Below are 14,922 nucleotides of genomic sequence, written 5' to 3'. Positions count from 1 at the left end.
CCGCCTTGAATACACACAACGGAGAGCCGCGATGCGGAAGATACTCATAGTCGGAGCCGGCCAGTCCGGGCTCCAGCTGGCCCTGGGACTGCAGTCCAGAGGCTACGAAGTCACCCTGATGTCCAACCGCACCGCCGACGAGATCCGCACCGGCCGGGTCATGTCGACGCAGTGCATGTTCCACACCGCGCTCCAGCACGAGCGGGACTACCAGCTGAACTTCTGGGAGTCCCAGGCCCCGAAGATCGAGGGCCTCGGCGTCTCCGTCGCCGCCCCCGACTCCTCCCGCGCCATCGACTGGGTCGGCAAGCTGGACGGCTTCGCCCAGTCCGTCGACCAGCGCGTGAAGATGGCCGGCTGGATGGAGACCTTCGCCCAGCGCGGCGGGCAGCTCGTCATCCACGGGGCGGCCGTCTCCGACCTGGACTACTTCTCCCGCACCTACGACCTGGTGATGGTCTCGGCCGGCAAGGGCGAGCTGGTCTCCATGTTCGGCCGGGACGCGGCCCGTTCGCCGTTCGACGCCCCGCAGCGCGCGCTGGCCGTCGCGTACGTCCACGGCATGGGCCCCCGCCCGGAGCACCCGGAGTTCGACGCGGTCCGCTGCAACCTGGTGCCGGGCGTCGGCGAGCTGTTCGTGATGCCGACGCTCACCACCTCCGGCCGCGCCGACATCCTCTTCTGGGAGGGCATCCCGGGCGGACCGCTCGACGCCTTCCAGGGCATCAAGGACCCCTCCGAGCACCTGGCGAAGACGCTGGAGCTGATGGAGAAGTTCACGCCGTGGGAGTACGCCCGCGCCACCAAGGTCGAGCTGACCGACGCCAACGGCACCCTCGCCGGCCGCTACGCCCCCACGGTCCGCAAGCCGATCGGCCGGCTGCCCGGCGGCGGCCTGGTCCTCGGTGTCGCGGACGTCGTCGTGGCCAACGACCCGATCACCGGACAGGGCTCCAACTCGGCCTCCAAGTGCGCCAACGCGTACCTGGACTCGATCATCGAGCACGGCGGGAAGGAGTTCGACGCGGCGTGGATGCAGTCCACGTTCGACCGTTACTGGGAGACCGCGCAGCACGTCACGAAGTGGACCAACGCGATGCTCGGCGTCCCGCCGGAGCACGTGCTGAACCTGATCGGCGCCGCCGGTCAGCTCCAGCCGGTCGCGGACCGCTTCGCCAACGGCTTCAACGACCCGGCGGACTTCGAGAACTTCTTCTTCGAGCCGGAGAAGACGAACGCGTACCTGGCCTCGGTCTCCGGAGCCTGACCGCCCGCGTACCACCCGTCCGCCCGCTCCGTTCGGCGGCTGGGTAGCCTTCGCAGGGAGCCGACGGGGGAGTACGGCATCGCATGGAAGTGCCCTCCTGCCATGACGACTTGCCGATCCGACGGCAGTCGCGCGCGGCCGTGAACCGAGGGGAGCACGCGTGCGCGAGGAGCACCGCACATCACCACAGGACGCGAGCGGCGGCGACGAGGAAACCGGCTCGCCGACGGACGGGACCCCGGCCGACCCGCCGGGGCGCTGGTGGATCACGCCGGCGGTGTTCGGCGCGGCGGCGGCTCTGCTGGTCCTGGCGGCCTTCTCACCGTGGTCCTGGGGCCTGTCCGATGACTTCGGCACGGCGCCCTGGTGGGTCGCGATACCCGCACTGGTCGCGGCGGTTCTCCTGGTGGGCGGCCTCGGCACCCGCCGAACGGTGCGGTGGGCGGTGGCCGCGGCGGCACTGGCGGCCTGCCTCGGTCTGTTCGCCTTCGCCAGGAGCCCCGCCGAGGAACTTCCCCGCGCCCCGAGGCCGTACCAGTTCCTGGCGGCCGACCCGCCGCGTCCGGCCGCCGCGTTGGCGGCTGCCCTGGCCTGCCTGGCCGCGATCGGGCTGTGTGTCCTGCTGGCCCGGCGGCAGGGCTTCCGGCTGCCGCCGGCCGCTGCCGGGGGAACCCGGCGGCGGGCACGGCGGCTGCTGGCGGTCGTGGTCGGTGGCGCGCTGGCGGGGTCGCTGTTGAGCGTCGGCACGGACCAGGTCGCCCAGAGCGTGCAGCAGGCGCTGGCCGACACGAAGAAGTCGGTGTTCGACGCGACCTCCCAGACCCTTCCGGAAGAGCGGCGGGGCAAGGGTCATGACATCTCCGCCGCCGAGCACCACGAGCCCGTGCCCCACCTCAAGCCCGAGAAGACGCTGTGGCGGAAAAAGCTGCCGGGCCCGGTGGAGTTGACCACCTGCGTACTCGACCGCCCCAAGGACAACGGATGGCGGGTGGACCAGAAGCACCGGAACGACCCGCTGGTGACGCAGAGCACGCTGGTGGCGGTGGAGTCCGTCTCCGGCGGGAACGCGGTGGTCGGCTACGACGCGGCCGACGGAAGTGAGCGCTGGCGCTACACGGTCCGGGACACCGAGCTCACGCTGCCCCGCCTGGACAAGACTTACACGACCGACTCACGGCTCGGCCAGGTCGGAGTCTCCGACTTCTGCCGTGTACACGTGGTGGTCGACCCCCTCACCCTGGTCACCCTCGACGGCTCCAGCGGGGAGGTGAAGAACACCACCCAGCTTCCCTCCCCGGCATCGTGGAAGGACCGGGCCTTCAACTGGGCCTTCGCGACGGAGAGTTACATCTCCGAAGGCGGCGAGGACCAGGACGTGAAGTGGCAGCCGCTGGTCCCCCTGGGGCACGCGGACCAGATCTATGTGCAGACCAGCAGGCAGCTCGTCGAGGTCGATCACTGGACCGGCAAGGTGCTGGCCGTGACGAAGGAGAACAAGGGCTGCTTCCACCTGGCCACCCACGAACGCAGAAGCGCCCGCACGATCGGTGCTCCGCTGGTACTCGCGCAGGGCTGCACCTCGCCGTACTACACCCAGATCCCGGAGCGGCCCGCCGACCTGGGGCGCGGGGTGGACGAGACCGACCTCGCGTACGACGGCCTGAGCCGCCTGATATCGCACCGGCAGGACACGGTTCCCCGCCTGGGCTGCGACCGGGCCCCTCGCATCAGTGACGTCCGGGACGGCCCCAAGGGCGTAGTGGTGGTCGGGCGTTGGTGTGACGACTACGACGGGCCGCTGCTGGTGGGCAAGGACTACGACGACGAGGCTTGGGGCACCGTGGTGGAACTCCCCAAGAACACCGAACTGCCGCTGCGCCCGTACGCTCCGAGATTCGGCGACGTCCTGTGGCTGAGCCACGGTTCGCTGTACCGCCTCGAACCCGCCCGCGGCCGAGTCGAGGGGCAGGGCTCCTACCAGAAGCTGTACGCGGAGGACGGGGAGCCGCTGGAGGCGCTGGTCCCCCCGGCGACTCGGCGTGACGACGCCCTGGATGAGCATCCCGGAGCCTTCTACGCCATGACCGCCTCCGGCACCCTGCTGGCCCTGACGTACGGCGAGAAGGAGGGCAAGAATGGCGGCGTGGTCGCCGAGGTGACCGGCAGGATGGCGAAGGCCGCGGGCGAGTGCGCCGGGACCAGGGACCTACTGGTGGACCGAGCCGGCGTGAAGCTGCTGGCGCTGTGCGAGACCGACGGGGGAACCGAGGTCACCGCCATCACCGGCAAACGTCTCACGAAGGCGGAGTGGGCCTACCCGCACAGTCAGAACTACAAGCAGTACGTGAGCCACTGACCGCCCTCACACGGAAGCGGTCAGACGGTCGGACGGTCAGGGAGAAGTTCCGGGCGCGGCGCCGGAGCTGTATCCCGTGTCGGATCCGTCCGTCGCGCCCTTCGGCAGCTCCGGGAGCGTGTACGTGGACAGCGGGGCGCCGCCGGGGTCGGGGCGGACGGCGCCCAGCAGCGGGTTCGACGCCAGGGGTGAGACCTTGACCTTCGTACCGGGGCGGGGCGCCTGCACCACCAGGCCGTTGCCGATGTACAGCGCCACATGGGTCGCCTTCGGGAAGTAGATCACCAGGTCCCCGGGGCGCAGCGCGGAGACCGGCACCTTCGGGAGCTGCTTCCACTGCTCCTGCGAGGTGCGCGGGATCGCCCGCCCCGCCGCCGACCAGGCCTGGGACGTGAGCCCGGAGCAGTCGAAGGAACCGGGGCCCTCGGCCCCCCACACGTACGGCTTGCCGATCTGCCGGATCGCGTACGCGACGGCGTCGCCGCCCTGCCGGGTGGGCGGCCGGGTGGAGCTGAGCGCCCCGGAGGCCACCAGCTCGCGCTGGGCCTTGTCCACGCCCTGCTGTTCGAGACCGGCGAGCTGGGTCATCTGCTCCTCGGAGAGCGTGGCCAGCAGCCCCTCGACCTCCTTGAGCCTGCCGCGTACGGTGTCGCGCTGCTTCTTCTGCCGGTCGGCCAGCTTCTTCTGCTGGTCCAGCGCCTTGCGGGAGGCGGCGGCCAGCGTGTCGGCCCGCCGGGCGGCGTCGGTCAGCCGGTCGACCGTCGCGGCGCGGTTCGCGGCCAGCCGCCCCACGACATGGCTCTGGTCCAGGGCGCGCACGGGATCGTGGGACAGCAGCAGCCGGAGGTACGCGGAGAACTCGGTACGCCCCTGGTACTGCTCACGGGCCAGCCGCCCGGCGTCCCCGCGGCTGATCTCCAGCGCGGCCCGCGCCTTCGCCAGGTCCGCGTTCACCTTCTTCACCTGCGCGGTCCGCTGCTTCAGCTTCTCGGCGGTGGCGTTGTACGTTTCGCTCGCCTCCTCCGCCGCCTGGTAGCGGGTCTGCAACTCGCGCAGCAGGGTGACGACGTTCTTGGGCGCCTCGGGCGCGCCGAGGGCGGTCTCGGCGTCGACCTCCGGAGCGTCCACCTCCGGAGCGTCCACTTCCGGGGCGTCCTCCTCCGGCGCGTCGACCTCCTGGGCGTCCTCCTCGGCCGTTTCCTCGGCGAGCGGTACGGATTCCTCGGACGGTACGGGGCCCGGCTCGGCCGATGCGGCGGTGGCGGGGGAGACCGTGAGCGCCGCGGCCAGCGCGCTCGTGCAGACCGCGCGCAGGAGTCTGCCTGACACGACATCACCTCCGTGACGGAGACGTAGCCCGGCAACGGGCTCGTCCATAAATGGGCGAATCCGATCATCCGGTCACGTGATATCAGGTGAGGCAAGCACCGCACGGCGCGCCGCCCGGGGATCCCCCGGACGGCGGCGGCGGTGGTGGTGGTGAGAGGGGTCGGGTCTCAGGCGACCGGGAAGGCGTAGAAGGACCTGTCCCGCTGGACGACGACGGTCTTGCCGACGGCGAGCACCCGGTACGACGCGCTCACCGTCGCCCCCTTCGGATCGGCCGACCCGATGTCCTGGAACTTCCACAGCCGCTCGCCGTCGGCCGCCGAGAACGCCGTGACCTGGACGGCGTCGGCGGCGATCAGGGTCTTCTCGCTGCCGCTCAGCGTGAGCGACGGGGCGTTCCCGATGCCCGGCACCTCCGTGGAGCGCCGCCACACGAGCCGGCCGCTCTCCCGTTCCACCGCGCCGACCAGCCGGCTGCGTTCGGTGGTGTGGATCAGCGGCCCGGCGACCAGCGGGGTGCCGAACGCCGAGTCGTCGCTGCCCTCGACGCGCCACAGCGGCTTCGTCGTGTCCGTCTCGAAGGCCTGGAGGTCCTTGCCGACCGCCGTGTACAGCGTCCCGTCCTCGTCGCCCGCGGTGGCCGCCTCGGGGGAGGCCGCGCCGTACTGCTTGGTCCACAGCAGCTTGCCGGTCTTCTGGTCGAACGAGCGGACCGAGCCCTTCTTCTTGGCCGCCTTGACCTGGGCCGCAGTCAGGCTGACCGCGTCCTGCCGCACGAGGACGTCGGCCGAGCGCTCGGCGACCACACGGTAGGCGGGGGTGCCGGGGTCGCGGCCCGCGGGCACCGAGGTCCGCCACAGCTCCTTGCGCTGCACGATGTCGTACGCGAAGAAGTGGGCCTGGACGACTTCCTTGTCCTTGCCCTTCTTCTTGCCCTTCTTCGGCTTCGGGGCCTTCACGGTGACCGTGTGCGACCCGGTGAACCAGATGACCGGCCCGGAGCTGCCGGCCAACTGCCCGACCGTGAGGCCCGGCAGGTCGGCGAAGGCGTCCGTGTAGCGCACGCGGTGCACGACCTTGCCGTCCTTCGGCGACAGCCACAGGAACTCCGTCGGGCTCGCCACGAAGACCAGGTCGTCGCCCGCCGCCAGCGCGGCCTGCCCCTTCGCCCCGTCGGCGCGCTGCCACAGCCGCTTGCCGGTGCGCAGGTCCACGGCGCTGGCCTGGCTCTCGCTCGTCACCACGAGCAGCTTGTCCTGCCATACGGCGGTGGTGAGCGGGGACGACTCGGAGGCCGGGTGCGCGTAGATCCAGCGCGGCTCGGGGGCCTGCCCGGGGAGCGTACGGCGGGGCTTCGGGGCGGGCTTGTCGTCCGTCGCCGCCGCGGTGTCCCCGGACCCGAGCGCGGCGACCGAACCGCCGCCCACGATCAGCCCGCCGACGGCCGCCGCCGCGATGGTCAGCAGGGTCCGGCGGCTTACGGCGGGGTCGGGCACCGGGGCCGGCGCGGGAGGCAGCGGCAACGACACCATCGGCCCCCCACCGGGCCCACCGGGACCCGCGGGCCCGGCCGGGAGTGCCGCGGCGGGGTACGGGGCGGGGCCGCCGTGCGTAGGGGTCGCCTGCGGCGGTTGCGGGGCGGCGGGGGCGGCGGGCAGTGCGGGCGGCATCGGGTGGGCCGCCGGGGCGAGGGCGGCGCCCGGGGGTGCGGTGAGTTCGTGGGGGAGCGCGAGCTGGGTCGTCGGGCGGTCGTTCTGCGGAGGCCGGGGCCCGGTGTTGAGGAACCGGGTGGTGCCCCGGTCCTCACCGATGTCCCCGTCGCCCGTGGCCGCGGGCGCGGCGGCGGGCTCCTGGGGCGCGGGGGCGACCGACGGTGGCGTGTCCACCGGTGACGCGGGCAGCCGCGATGCGTCCACGGGCGACGCGGGCAGCGGCCGGGCGTCCTCGGGCTCCGGAGTCGTACCCGCGTCCTTCGGCTCAGGGGCAAGGCGAGGGTCGGCGGGCCGGGCGTCCTCGGGCTGCGGGGCCCCCTCCGGCGCGGACTTCGGGCCCACGGAGACCTCCCCGGGCTCCTCGGGCGTGGCCGCGTTCACCGGCCGGGCGTCCTCGGGCTCCAGGGCTCCCTCCGACGCAGACGCAGACGCCGACGTAGAGCCAGACGCAGACGCAGAGTCAGACGCCGACTCAGAGGCCGAGGCCGAGCCAGACGCCGACGCCGAGCCAGACGTCGACGCTGACACAGAGGCCGACGTACCCTCCGCCCCGGGCTCCGGGGCCTCCTCCGCCTCAGGCTCCGGCGTCTCCTCCGCCCCGGTCGCCCCGGTCGCCCCGGTCTCCCCGGTCTCCCCGGTCGCCCCGGTCTCCCCGGGCTCCCCGGGCTCCCCGGCCCCCTCCTCCGGCACCTCCAGGGCCAGGACCCGCGCCTCCTGGTCCGCGACCGCCGCCGCGAGCCGGTCGGGGAGCCAGCCGCCCCGGGCGAGGCCCGCCGCGCCCTCCAGGGCCAGTTCGGCGGCGACCGTGCCGGCGGCGGGCCGCTCGGCCGGGTCCTTCGCCAGGCAGCCCGCGATCAGCTCCCGCAACGCCTCCGGTACGGCGTCGAGTTCGGGCTCGTCCTCGGCGATCCGGCGGGCGGCCTCCTCGGCCGGGCCCTCCGTGAACGGGGTCGTCCCGGTCGCCGCGTACGCCAGCAGCAGCCCCAGCACGAACAGGTCGGAGGCGGCGGAGACCTCCTTGCCCTCGATCTGCTCGGGCGTCAGATAGCCCAGCCGTACCGAGAGCTGGCCGCCCGGACCGGCCTCCGCCGACGCCGCGGCGCCCAGCGGGCCGAAGGCGGTGAGGCGGGGGCCGTCGACGGCCAGCAGCACCGTGCCCGGGGCCAGCCCCTGGAGCACGGACCCGGCGGCGTGCACCCGGGAGAGGATCTCGGCGATGCCCGCGCCCAGTATCCGCAAGGCCCGCTCGTCCAGCGGACCGGCGATCCCGATGGCCTCGGCGAGCGGCAGCGCGGGGACGTAACCCGCCGCCGTCCACAGGGGTTCCGGCCCGTCCGCGGGGGCCTCCGGCTCCTCGCCGGTGTCCAGGGGCGGGGTCACCCAGCCGCCCGCGAGGCGTTCGGCGGTGCGGGCCTCGGCCTGGAACCGGCGGCTGAAGACCGGTACGGCGGCCAGCTCGGGGCGCGCGGCGGTGATGAGGGCCATCTCGCCGGAGGCGGTGTCCCGGGCCACGTACCTCACGGCGCTCGCGCCTTCGTGGAAGCGGGCCAGCGCGGTGAAGCGGCCGAAGCGGCGTGGATCGTCCTGACGCAGCGCCTCCATGGCGCACCCCCCTTGTGACCGTCCTTCGGCGACCGAGTGACCCGTCCCTCGGCACCTGACCGTCGATCTTAGGGCCTGTGCCCCCCGGACGGTCGCCCGCCGCTCAGTCGCGGCCCGGGGAGCCCGGGGGAGTCTTGGACCAGGGCCACTTCAGGGTGCGGTGCTCGCGGCCCCCGGGGGCGTACTCGTACACCCAGCCGCGCTGCAGCCCGAGCCGCTTGGTGTAGCCGGCCGGGACCCGCTGGTAGGCGTAGACGGTGGCGGGGCCGCCGTCGGGGGAGGGCACGGGGACCTCGTACCACTTCGGGGGATGGCCGGTCGGGCCCAGCAGGATCGGCAGGACCCGGCCGTCCAGGGGCCCGCCTCGGAAAGGGGTGTTCTCGCTCTTCACCCGGTCAGTCTGACGCAGGGGACGCGGGCAGCAGGTGTGCCGCCTCCGCGACGACCGGAATCACCCGTTCCGCGAGCCGTCCGGCCGGGCCGTCGGCCCTCTCCAGGGCCAGCAGGTCGTTGACCACCGCCGCGGTCTCCGGGTCGGTGGCGGCGGTCGCGGCGAGCAGCGCGATCAGATGGTCGACCAGCCAGCCCCGCAGCTCGGCCGCGTCCGGCCGCTTCCCGTCGTCCAGCCAGATCAGCGAGGCCGCCTCGACGGCCGCGATCCAACTGCGCACCATCATCCGCAGCCTCGGCCCGGCGGGCTGCTCGCCGGCCCCGCCGATCCGCCCGAGATGGCGCAGGATCTCGTCGGCCGCCGCCCGGCGCACCCCGTCCACGATCGTCGTCGTACGGGAGGTCTCCACGACGCTGCCGCCGCGCAGCAGGGCGCTGAACCCGGTGTCGTGCTCGTCGACGAAGCGCAGATAGCGGTCCAGGACCCGGGCGACCCGCTCGGTGGGCGGGCCGACCGGCGGTTCGGTGAAGCACAGCGTCAGCTCGTCGGCCGCCGAGCCGAGCGCGGCCTCGTACAACTGCTGCCGCCCGCCCGGGAAGTAGCGGTAGACGAGCGGCCGGGACACTCCGGCCGCCACCGCCACCTCGTCGAGCGAGACCTCGTCGGGCGCCCGATGGGCGAAGAGGCCGAGCGCGGCGAGCAGCAGCTGGGAGCGGCGCTCCTCGACGCTGAGCCTGCGGTACGTCGCCCGGGGCGGCGGGACTGCGGCGGTGGAGGTCATGCCACCGAGCCTAAGGGCTGACCCGCGGTACACCTCAGGCCAGCAGACCGGAGCTTCGCCACAGCCGGCGGCCGACGCCGTTCAGCAGCCCGATGTCGTCGAAGAAGTCGGTGAGCCGTTTCGCGCCGGACTGCATGACCTCGGCGCGGTGCCCGCTCGCCTTCACCTGGGCGACGGCCTCACGGCGGTCCAGGCCGACGTTCTCGTACACCTGCGGGTTCACGAAGCAGACGGAGAAGACCCGGGCCGCCTCACCGCAGCTGACCTTGGTGAGTTCCCGCTCCCAGCGCGGGGCGGTCACCATCTGGCGGCGCAGCTCCTCCCGGGCGTACCGGACGTGCCGGGCCTCCTCGATCACATGGATCCGGGTCACACCGCGCACCAGGGTCTGCACCCGCTCGTCCGGGAACGTCAGCCGCTGCATCCAGTCGAGGATCTCCTCGCCCAGCAGGGTCGCGGCGAACGAACCGGGGGTGGTGGAGACGGTCTTCAGGATCCGCGCGAGGTTGTGGTAGACGCGCGGCACCGGGTACGTCGGGGCGCCGCCCCAGTCGATCATGCGGCCGAACATCATCGAGTGCCGGCACTCGTCGGCTATCTCCGTGAGCGCGTAGCGGACATGGTTGCTGGTCACCGGCTTGTCGTAGACGTGCCGCACCAGCAACTGCATCAGGATGATCTCGAACCAGATGCCGAGCGAGGCCAGCGCGGCCCCCTCGTGCCGGGAGAGGTCGAGCCGCTGCTCCTCGGACATGCGGTCCCACATCGGGGTCCCGTACAGCGAGAGCAGCTCCGGCGGCCAGAACCACTTGCCCTCCTCGACGGCCGCGTCCCAGTCGAGTTCGGTGTCCGGGTCGAAGGAGTGCTTGGCCGAGGATTCGAGCAGCCGCAGGGCGATCTGCTCGCGGTCGCGGAGCGGCCCGAGCGCGTCGCGGAGCACGGTCACATCGCGAGCGGTGACGGTCGTCATGGCGGGAGCACCTCACACAGGGGTTGCCGGGAATAGGAGTTACCGGCGGTCACTCCTTATGAGACTGCCTGTCAGCAAGGCCGTCAATCCCTTGCGCACGACTCCGCACGACTCCGTCCGACTTGTTGACCCGCTGTCTACCAAGGTGTGAACCTGTCGGGGAGGCGGCCGGTGCATATGCTCACGCGCGCTCAACTGCCTTCGGTGTCACGGAACTTGTCGAGCAGATCGATTCAGTCGAGGCGAAGGAGCCGTCCGTGTCCACACATGACCTCTACACCACCCCGCCCGCCGAACCGATCTGGCAGGTCCCCGCCACCGGAGCCGCCCGGTTCAACTGGGACTACGACGACGGCCGCGAACGCCTCCTCGCCCTCTACCAGAAGGGCAAGGACAAGCAGTGGGACGGCAACAAGCGCATCGACTGGTCGCTCGAGGTCGACCCCGCCGACCCGCTCGGCACCCCCGACGAGGCGCTCACGCTGTACGGGACTCCGCACTGGGCGAAGATGACGGAGCGGGACCGGGGCGAGCTGCGCAAGCACTACACCTCCTGGCAGTTCAGCCAGTTCCTGCACGGCGAGCAGGGCGCGATGGTGTGCGCGGCCAGGATCGTGGAGTCCGTCCCCGACCTGGACGCCAAGTTCTACTCCGCCACCCAGACCATGGACGAGGCCCGGCACGCCGAGATCTACGGCCGCTTCCTGCACGAGAAGATCGGCATGCTCTACCCGGTCAACGACAACCTCCAGGGGCTGCTCGGCGACACCCTGCGCGACTCCCGCTGGGACATGCCCTACCTCGGGATGCAGGTCCTGATAGAAGGCCTGGCGCTGGCCGCCTTCGGGATGATCCGCGACACCACGACCAAACCGCTGCCCAAGCAGATCCTCGCGTACGTCATGCAGGACGAGGCCCGGCACGTCGCCTTCGGGCGGATGGCGCTGCGCGACTACTACAGGCAGCTGAGCGACGCCGAACTGCGCGAGCGCGAGGAGTTCGTCATCGAGGGCTGCTACCTGATGCGCGACCGGCTCAGCGGCGTCGAGGTCCTGGAGAACTTCGGCATCGGCAAGCAGGAGGCACAGGACCTCTCCGAGCACTCCGAGTACCTCCAGCTGTTCCGCAAGCTCCTGTTCAGCCGGATCGTCCCGTGCGTCAAGGACATCGGCCTGTGGGGCCCGAGGCTCCAGAAGGCGTACGTCGACATGGGCGTCCTCGAACTCGGCGACTCCAACCTCGACCTGCTGATGTCCCAGGACGAGGAGATTGCCGAGGAACTGGACCGCGAACGCTTCGCCGCCGAGGAGCAGGCCCGGGTGGCGGAGGTCGCGGAGGCGATCGGCGAGGGGGCGATCGGCGAGGGGGCCGCCGACGCCGCCTGAAGGGACGTGCGACGGGCGGGGCCGATAAGGGATGTACGCGCACGGGCCCCGACGGTCAGGATGCAGGCATGACGACGAACCCGCCCGCAGCCACCGCGGTCAGCGCAGCCGGTCACGCCGCCGCCCGCCGCAGTCTCGAAGCACTCGCCCTCGGCGACGCGTTCGGGGAGCGCTGGTTCCCCCTCTTCCGCGAACCCCGGCAGGCCGCGAACGAGATCCGGGCCCGCCGCACCCCGGCCGAACCTCTCTGGCACTGGACCGACGACACGGCCCTCGCGCTCGCCCTGTACCGCTGCCTCGACGAGTACGGCCACGTCGACCAGGACCACCTGGCGCTCTGCTACGCCCTCGCCTTCGACGCCGACCAGGCCCGGGGGTACGGCCACGGCATGCACCTCCTGCTGCCCCGGCTGCTCGCATCCCCGGCCGACTGGCGCACCCTGGCCCCCGAACTCTTCGACGGCGGCAGCCTCGGCAACGGCGCGGCCATGCGGGTCGCACCCCTCGGCGCCCGCTTCCACGAGGACCTGGACCGGGTCGTGGAACAGGCCGCGCTCTCCGCCGCCGTCACCCACGCCCACCCGGACGGCATCGCGGGCGCGGTGGCCGTCGCGGTGGCGGCCGCGCTCTCGGCCCGCGGCGAACTGACGCTGGACGCGGTCGCGGACCGGACGCCCGAGGGGCCGCTGCGCGAGGGGGTGCGGCGGGCGGCCCGGACGCCGTTCGGCACGGAACCGTGGAAGGCCGCGGACCTCCTCGGCAACGGGCAGCGCATCCGGGCCGACGACACCGTGCCCTTCGCGCTGTGGACCGCCACCCGCCACGGGGACGACCTGGAGGCGGCGCTCTGGGCGACCGCGGAGGGCCTCGGCGACGTCGACACCACGTGCGCGATCACCGGGGGCGTGGTCGGGGCGGCGACCGGGACGGCCGGGGCGCCGGAGGAGTGGCTGCGCAGGCGCGAGCCGTTGGGATGAGGCCGACAGCGGCCGCGTCGAAATTCCGTTCGCAAACGTGTCGTACCGTGAGCGCATGACCACCCCGCCGCACCCGCCGCAGGGCCCGTACGGGCCGCCCCCGTCCCCGCAGAACCCCTACGGCCCGCCGGCCGCCGCTCCCGGGACACCCCCGCAACAGCCCTACGGCTACCCGCAGCAGCCGCCGGCCCCGCCCCAGCAGGGCGGCGGCGGTTGGGGGCAGCCCGGCTGGGGGCAGCAGCCCGGCATACCCGGCGGGGGCGGTCCCGGCGCGGCCGGGTGGCCGCCCCAAGGGCCGCAGCCGCCGCGGAAGAAGCGGACCGTGCTGATCGTCGGGATCGTGGCCGGCGCGCTCCTGGCGGCGGGCGGAATCACCTACGGCGTCTCCCAGCTGGTCGGGAAGGCCTCCGACGCCGTGTTCCCGGACGCCGAGTACAAGCTCGTCCTGCAACAGGAGCTGATGGACGGCGAGTTCACCCTGGCCCAGGACCTGTCGTCGACCGAGGGCAAGAAGATCGAGGACATGTACGACCCCACCGTCCGGGACGCGAAGGCCGTCGTCGGCCAGTACACCTCGGCCAAGGGCGGAGCCCTGGTGATCTCCGGGATGTACGGGCGGTTCACGGGGCCGGAGGCCATGACCGGCAAGATGATGGAGGGCGGGGCCGACGGGGAGGGCGCGACCGTGGCCGTCCCCCCGAAGGAGTTCAGGCCGGCCGGCCACGACATCACGCTGAAGTGCCAGGTGCTCCAGTCGAACCGGAACGGCGTCCGGGCGAACATCCCGATGTGCGCCTGGGGCGACGACAACACCGGGGCGTCGGTGGGGATCATCCGTCCCGAGACGGCCCTCAAGGACGCCACGGCGATCGACCTGGAGGCGGCCGCGGTCGAGACCGCCGAGATCCGCGAGGAGATCCGCCGGCCGATCGGCTGACGCGTCCCGTCCCGTCCTGTCCTGTTCTGTCACCGTCCGGGTGGGGCGGAGCTCCCCGCCCGACCCGCCCCCCGGGCCGTCGGGCGTTCCCCGGCGGTCATGGCCGCGCGGCGGGCAGGGCGTTCTCCACCGCGCGGGCCATTCCGAGCAGCGGGACGTCCGCCCCGCGCGCCGCCACCAGATGGAGTCCCACCGGGCAGCCGTCTCCGGTGAATCCGGCGGGCAGGCTGGCCGCCGGATGGCCGCTCAGGTTGAACGCCCAGGTCAAGGCGGTCGAGTAGAGGTCGCCCGGGCCCTCGTGCCCATGCGGCCGGTTCGGCGTGACCGGGGTCAGCAACAGGGGCGCGGCGGCGAAGAGATCATCGAGCCGGTCGTCGTTCGCCCGCCGGACCGCCACTGCCTCCGGGTCCCCGGGCGTCCCGCCCCGTACCGCCTGCCAGGCCCGCACCGGGTCGAGCAGAGCGCAGTCGGCGTCCAGCAGGCGTACGGTCCCCGCCGCGACGAGCCGGTCCACCGCCGCCCGGACGACCGCCGCCACCTCCGGATCCACGTCCGCGAAGCCGAGGTCCTCGCTGTAGACGGCGGGAAGCGGGAGAGTCGGGGCGGCGGGCGGTTCGTACCCGTCCAGCACATGGCGCAGATACGGTTCCGCTGCCGCCGCCGACCGGGCGAGCACACCGGCCGAGGCCAGCCCGGACCGGTCGGGCGAGGGGAGCAGCCCGTTCGTCGTCTTCAGCCCGAACACCCCGCACCAGGCGGCCGGGATGCGGACCGACCCGGCCCCGTCGCTGCCCGTCGCCAGCTCCACCATCCCCGCCGCCACCGCGACCGCCGACCCGGCCGAGGAGCCGCCCGGCGTGCGGTCCGCCCGCCACGGGTTGACCGTACGGCCGTGGGCGCCCCGGCCCCAGGTCTGCCAGACCGTCCCGGGGCCGGGGACGGAGGTCGCGCCGACCGGGACCCCGCCCGCCGCGATCAGCCGGCGGGCCGCGTACGAGCGGATGCCGGTGGGGCCCTTCACCGCGAACGGCAGCCCGCCCAGCGGGAGCCGCCGCGCCACGGCCTCCCGTTCCCGGGCGAGCGCCTCGTCGGGCCAGACCTCGACGAACGCGTTGAGCGCCGGGTCCAGCCGGTCGATCCGCTCCAGGGCCCGCGCCACGGCGGAGGTCGTACGCGTCATGGGCCCAGTCTGCCCGCACCGTCCGACGCCGGGCG

11 protein-coding genes are annotated in these 14,922 nt (G+C 73.0%); 5 read left to right on the top strand and 6 right to left on the bottom strand.

Features of this window, described 5'->3' with window-relative positions; translation table 11 throughout:
• Positions 1–31 precede the first annotated feature (31 nt).
• Both ACIQPT_RS26130 and ACIQPT_RS26125 read left to right on the top strand, forming a co-directional pair.
• Positions 32–1,267, top strand: coding sequence for a styrene monooxygenase/indole monooxygenase family protein (locus tag ACIQPT_RS26130; protein ID WP_401159038.1), 1,236 nt, complete (start codon positions 32–34; stop codon positions 1,265–1,267).
• A 160-nt stretch (positions 1,268–1,427) separates the two neighbouring features.
• A complete protein-coding gene (locus ACIQPT_RS26125) occupies positions 1,428–3,623 on the top strand; it encodes a hypothetical protein (RefSeq protein ID WP_401159036.1) in 2,196 nt (731 codons plus the stop codon).
• Between the two features lie 36 nt (positions 3,624–3,659).
• Here the strand turns inward: ACIQPT_RS26125 and ACIQPT_RS26120 are convergent, their stop codons facing one another.
• The 5 genes from ACIQPT_RS26120 to ACIQPT_RS26100 form a co-directional block, all read right to left on the bottom strand.
• A complete protein-coding gene (locus ACIQPT_RS26120; RefSeq protein WP_401159034.1) occupies positions 3,660–4,952 on the bottom strand; it encodes an NlpC/P60 family protein in 1,293 nt (430 codons plus the stop codon).
• Between the two features lie 167 nt (positions 4,953–5,119).
• Positions 5,120–8,266, bottom strand: coding sequence for a PQQ-binding-like beta-propeller repeat protein (locus ACIQPT_RS26115; RefSeq protein ID WP_401159033.1), 3,147 nt, complete (start codon positions 8,264–8,266; stop codon positions 5,120–5,122).
• Between the two features lie 103 nt (positions 8,267–8,369).
• Entirely contained in the window at positions 8,370–8,657 is a 288-nt protein-coding gene (locus ACIQPT_RS26110) for a hypothetical protein (RefSeq protein ID WP_401159031.1), read from the bottom strand.
• 4 nt (positions 8,658–8,661) lie between these two features.
• Entirely contained in the window at positions 8,662–9,438 is a 777-nt protein-coding gene (locus tag ACIQPT_RS26105) for a TetR/AcrR family transcriptional regulator (protein WP_401159029.1), read from the bottom strand.
• A 34-nt stretch (positions 9,439–9,472) separates the two neighbouring features.
• Complete coding sequence (locus ACIQPT_RS26100) at positions 9,473–10,408, bottom strand: diiron oxygenase (RefSeq protein WP_401159027.1); 936 nt, start codon at positions 10,406–10,408, stop codon at positions 9,473–9,475.
• 257 nt (positions 10,409–10,665) lie between these two features.
• Between ACIQPT_RS26100 and ACIQPT_RS26095 the strand changes: the two genes are divergently transcribed.
• The 3 genes from ACIQPT_RS26095 (at position 10,666) to ACIQPT_RS26085 (ending at position 13,707) form a co-directional block, all read left to right on the top strand.
• The gene (locus ACIQPT_RS26095; RefSeq protein WP_401159026.1) at positions 10,666–11,793 is read left to right on the top strand and encodes a ferritin-like domain-containing protein; all 1,128 of its coding nucleotides are present in this window, start codon (positions 10,666–10,668) and stop codon (positions 11,791–11,793) included.
• A 68-nt stretch (positions 11,794–11,861) separates the two neighbouring features.
• Positions 11,862–12,770: an ADP-ribosylglycohydrolase family protein gene (locus ACIQPT_RS26090; protein ID WP_401159024.1), complete on the top strand. Its 909-nt coding sequence runs from the start codon at positions 11,862–11,864 to the stop codon at positions 12,768–12,770.
• A gap of 55 nt (positions 12,771–12,825) precedes the next feature.
• Positions 12,826–13,707, top strand: a complete 882-nt coding sequence (locus ACIQPT_RS26085) for a hypothetical protein (RefSeq protein WP_401159022.1) — start codon at positions 12,826–12,828, stop codon at positions 13,705–13,707.
• Positions 13,708–13,804: 97 nt separating this feature from the next.
• On the opposite strand, the gene ACIQPT_RS26080 is transcribed toward ACIQPT_RS26085, so the two are convergent.
• Entirely contained in the window at positions 13,805–14,887 is a 1,083-nt protein-coding gene (locus ACIQPT_RS26080) for an amidase family protein (RefSeq protein ID WP_401159020.1), read from the bottom strand.
• Between the last annotated feature and the right edge of the window lie 35 nt (positions 14,888–14,922).

Origin of the sequence: Streptomyces sp. NPDC091289, from assembly GCF_044757365.1 — a bacterium.
In the GTDB taxonomy this organism is placed as follows: Bacteria; Actinomycetota; Actinomycetes; order Streptomycetales; family Streptomycetaceae; genus Streptomyces.
This window is presented reverse-complemented; position numbering and strand designations above follow the sequence as displayed.

Coding starts and splice junctions, on each gene's coding strand:
- ACIQPT_RS26100 (WP_401159027.1), bottom strand. CDS start 10,408: ATGACGACCGTCACCGCTCGCGATGTGACCGTGCTCCGCGACGCGCTC.
- ACIQPT_RS26105 (WP_401159029.1), bottom strand. CDS start 9,438: ATGACCTCCACCGCCGCAGTCCCGCCGCCCCGGGCGACGTACCGCAGG.
- ACIQPT_RS26115 (WP_401159033.1), bottom strand. CDS start 8,266: ATGGAGGCGCTGCGTCAGGACGATCCACGCCGCTTCGGCCGCTTCACC.
- ACIQPT_RS26085 (WP_401159022.1), top strand. CDS start 12,826: ATGACCACCCCGCCGCACCCGCCGCAGGGCCCGTACGGGCCGCCCCCG.
- ACIQPT_RS26080 (WP_401159020.1), bottom strand. CDS start 14,887: ATGACGCGTACGACCTCCGCCGTGGCGCGGGCCCTGGAGCGGATCGAC.
- ACIQPT_RS26130 (WP_401159038.1), top strand. CDS start 32: ATGCGGAAGATACTCATAGTCGGAGCCGGCCAGTCCGGGCTCCAGCTG.
- ACIQPT_RS26090 (WP_401159024.1), top strand. CDS start 11,862: ATGACGACGAACCCGCCCGCAGCCACCGCGGTCAGCGCAGCCGGTCAC.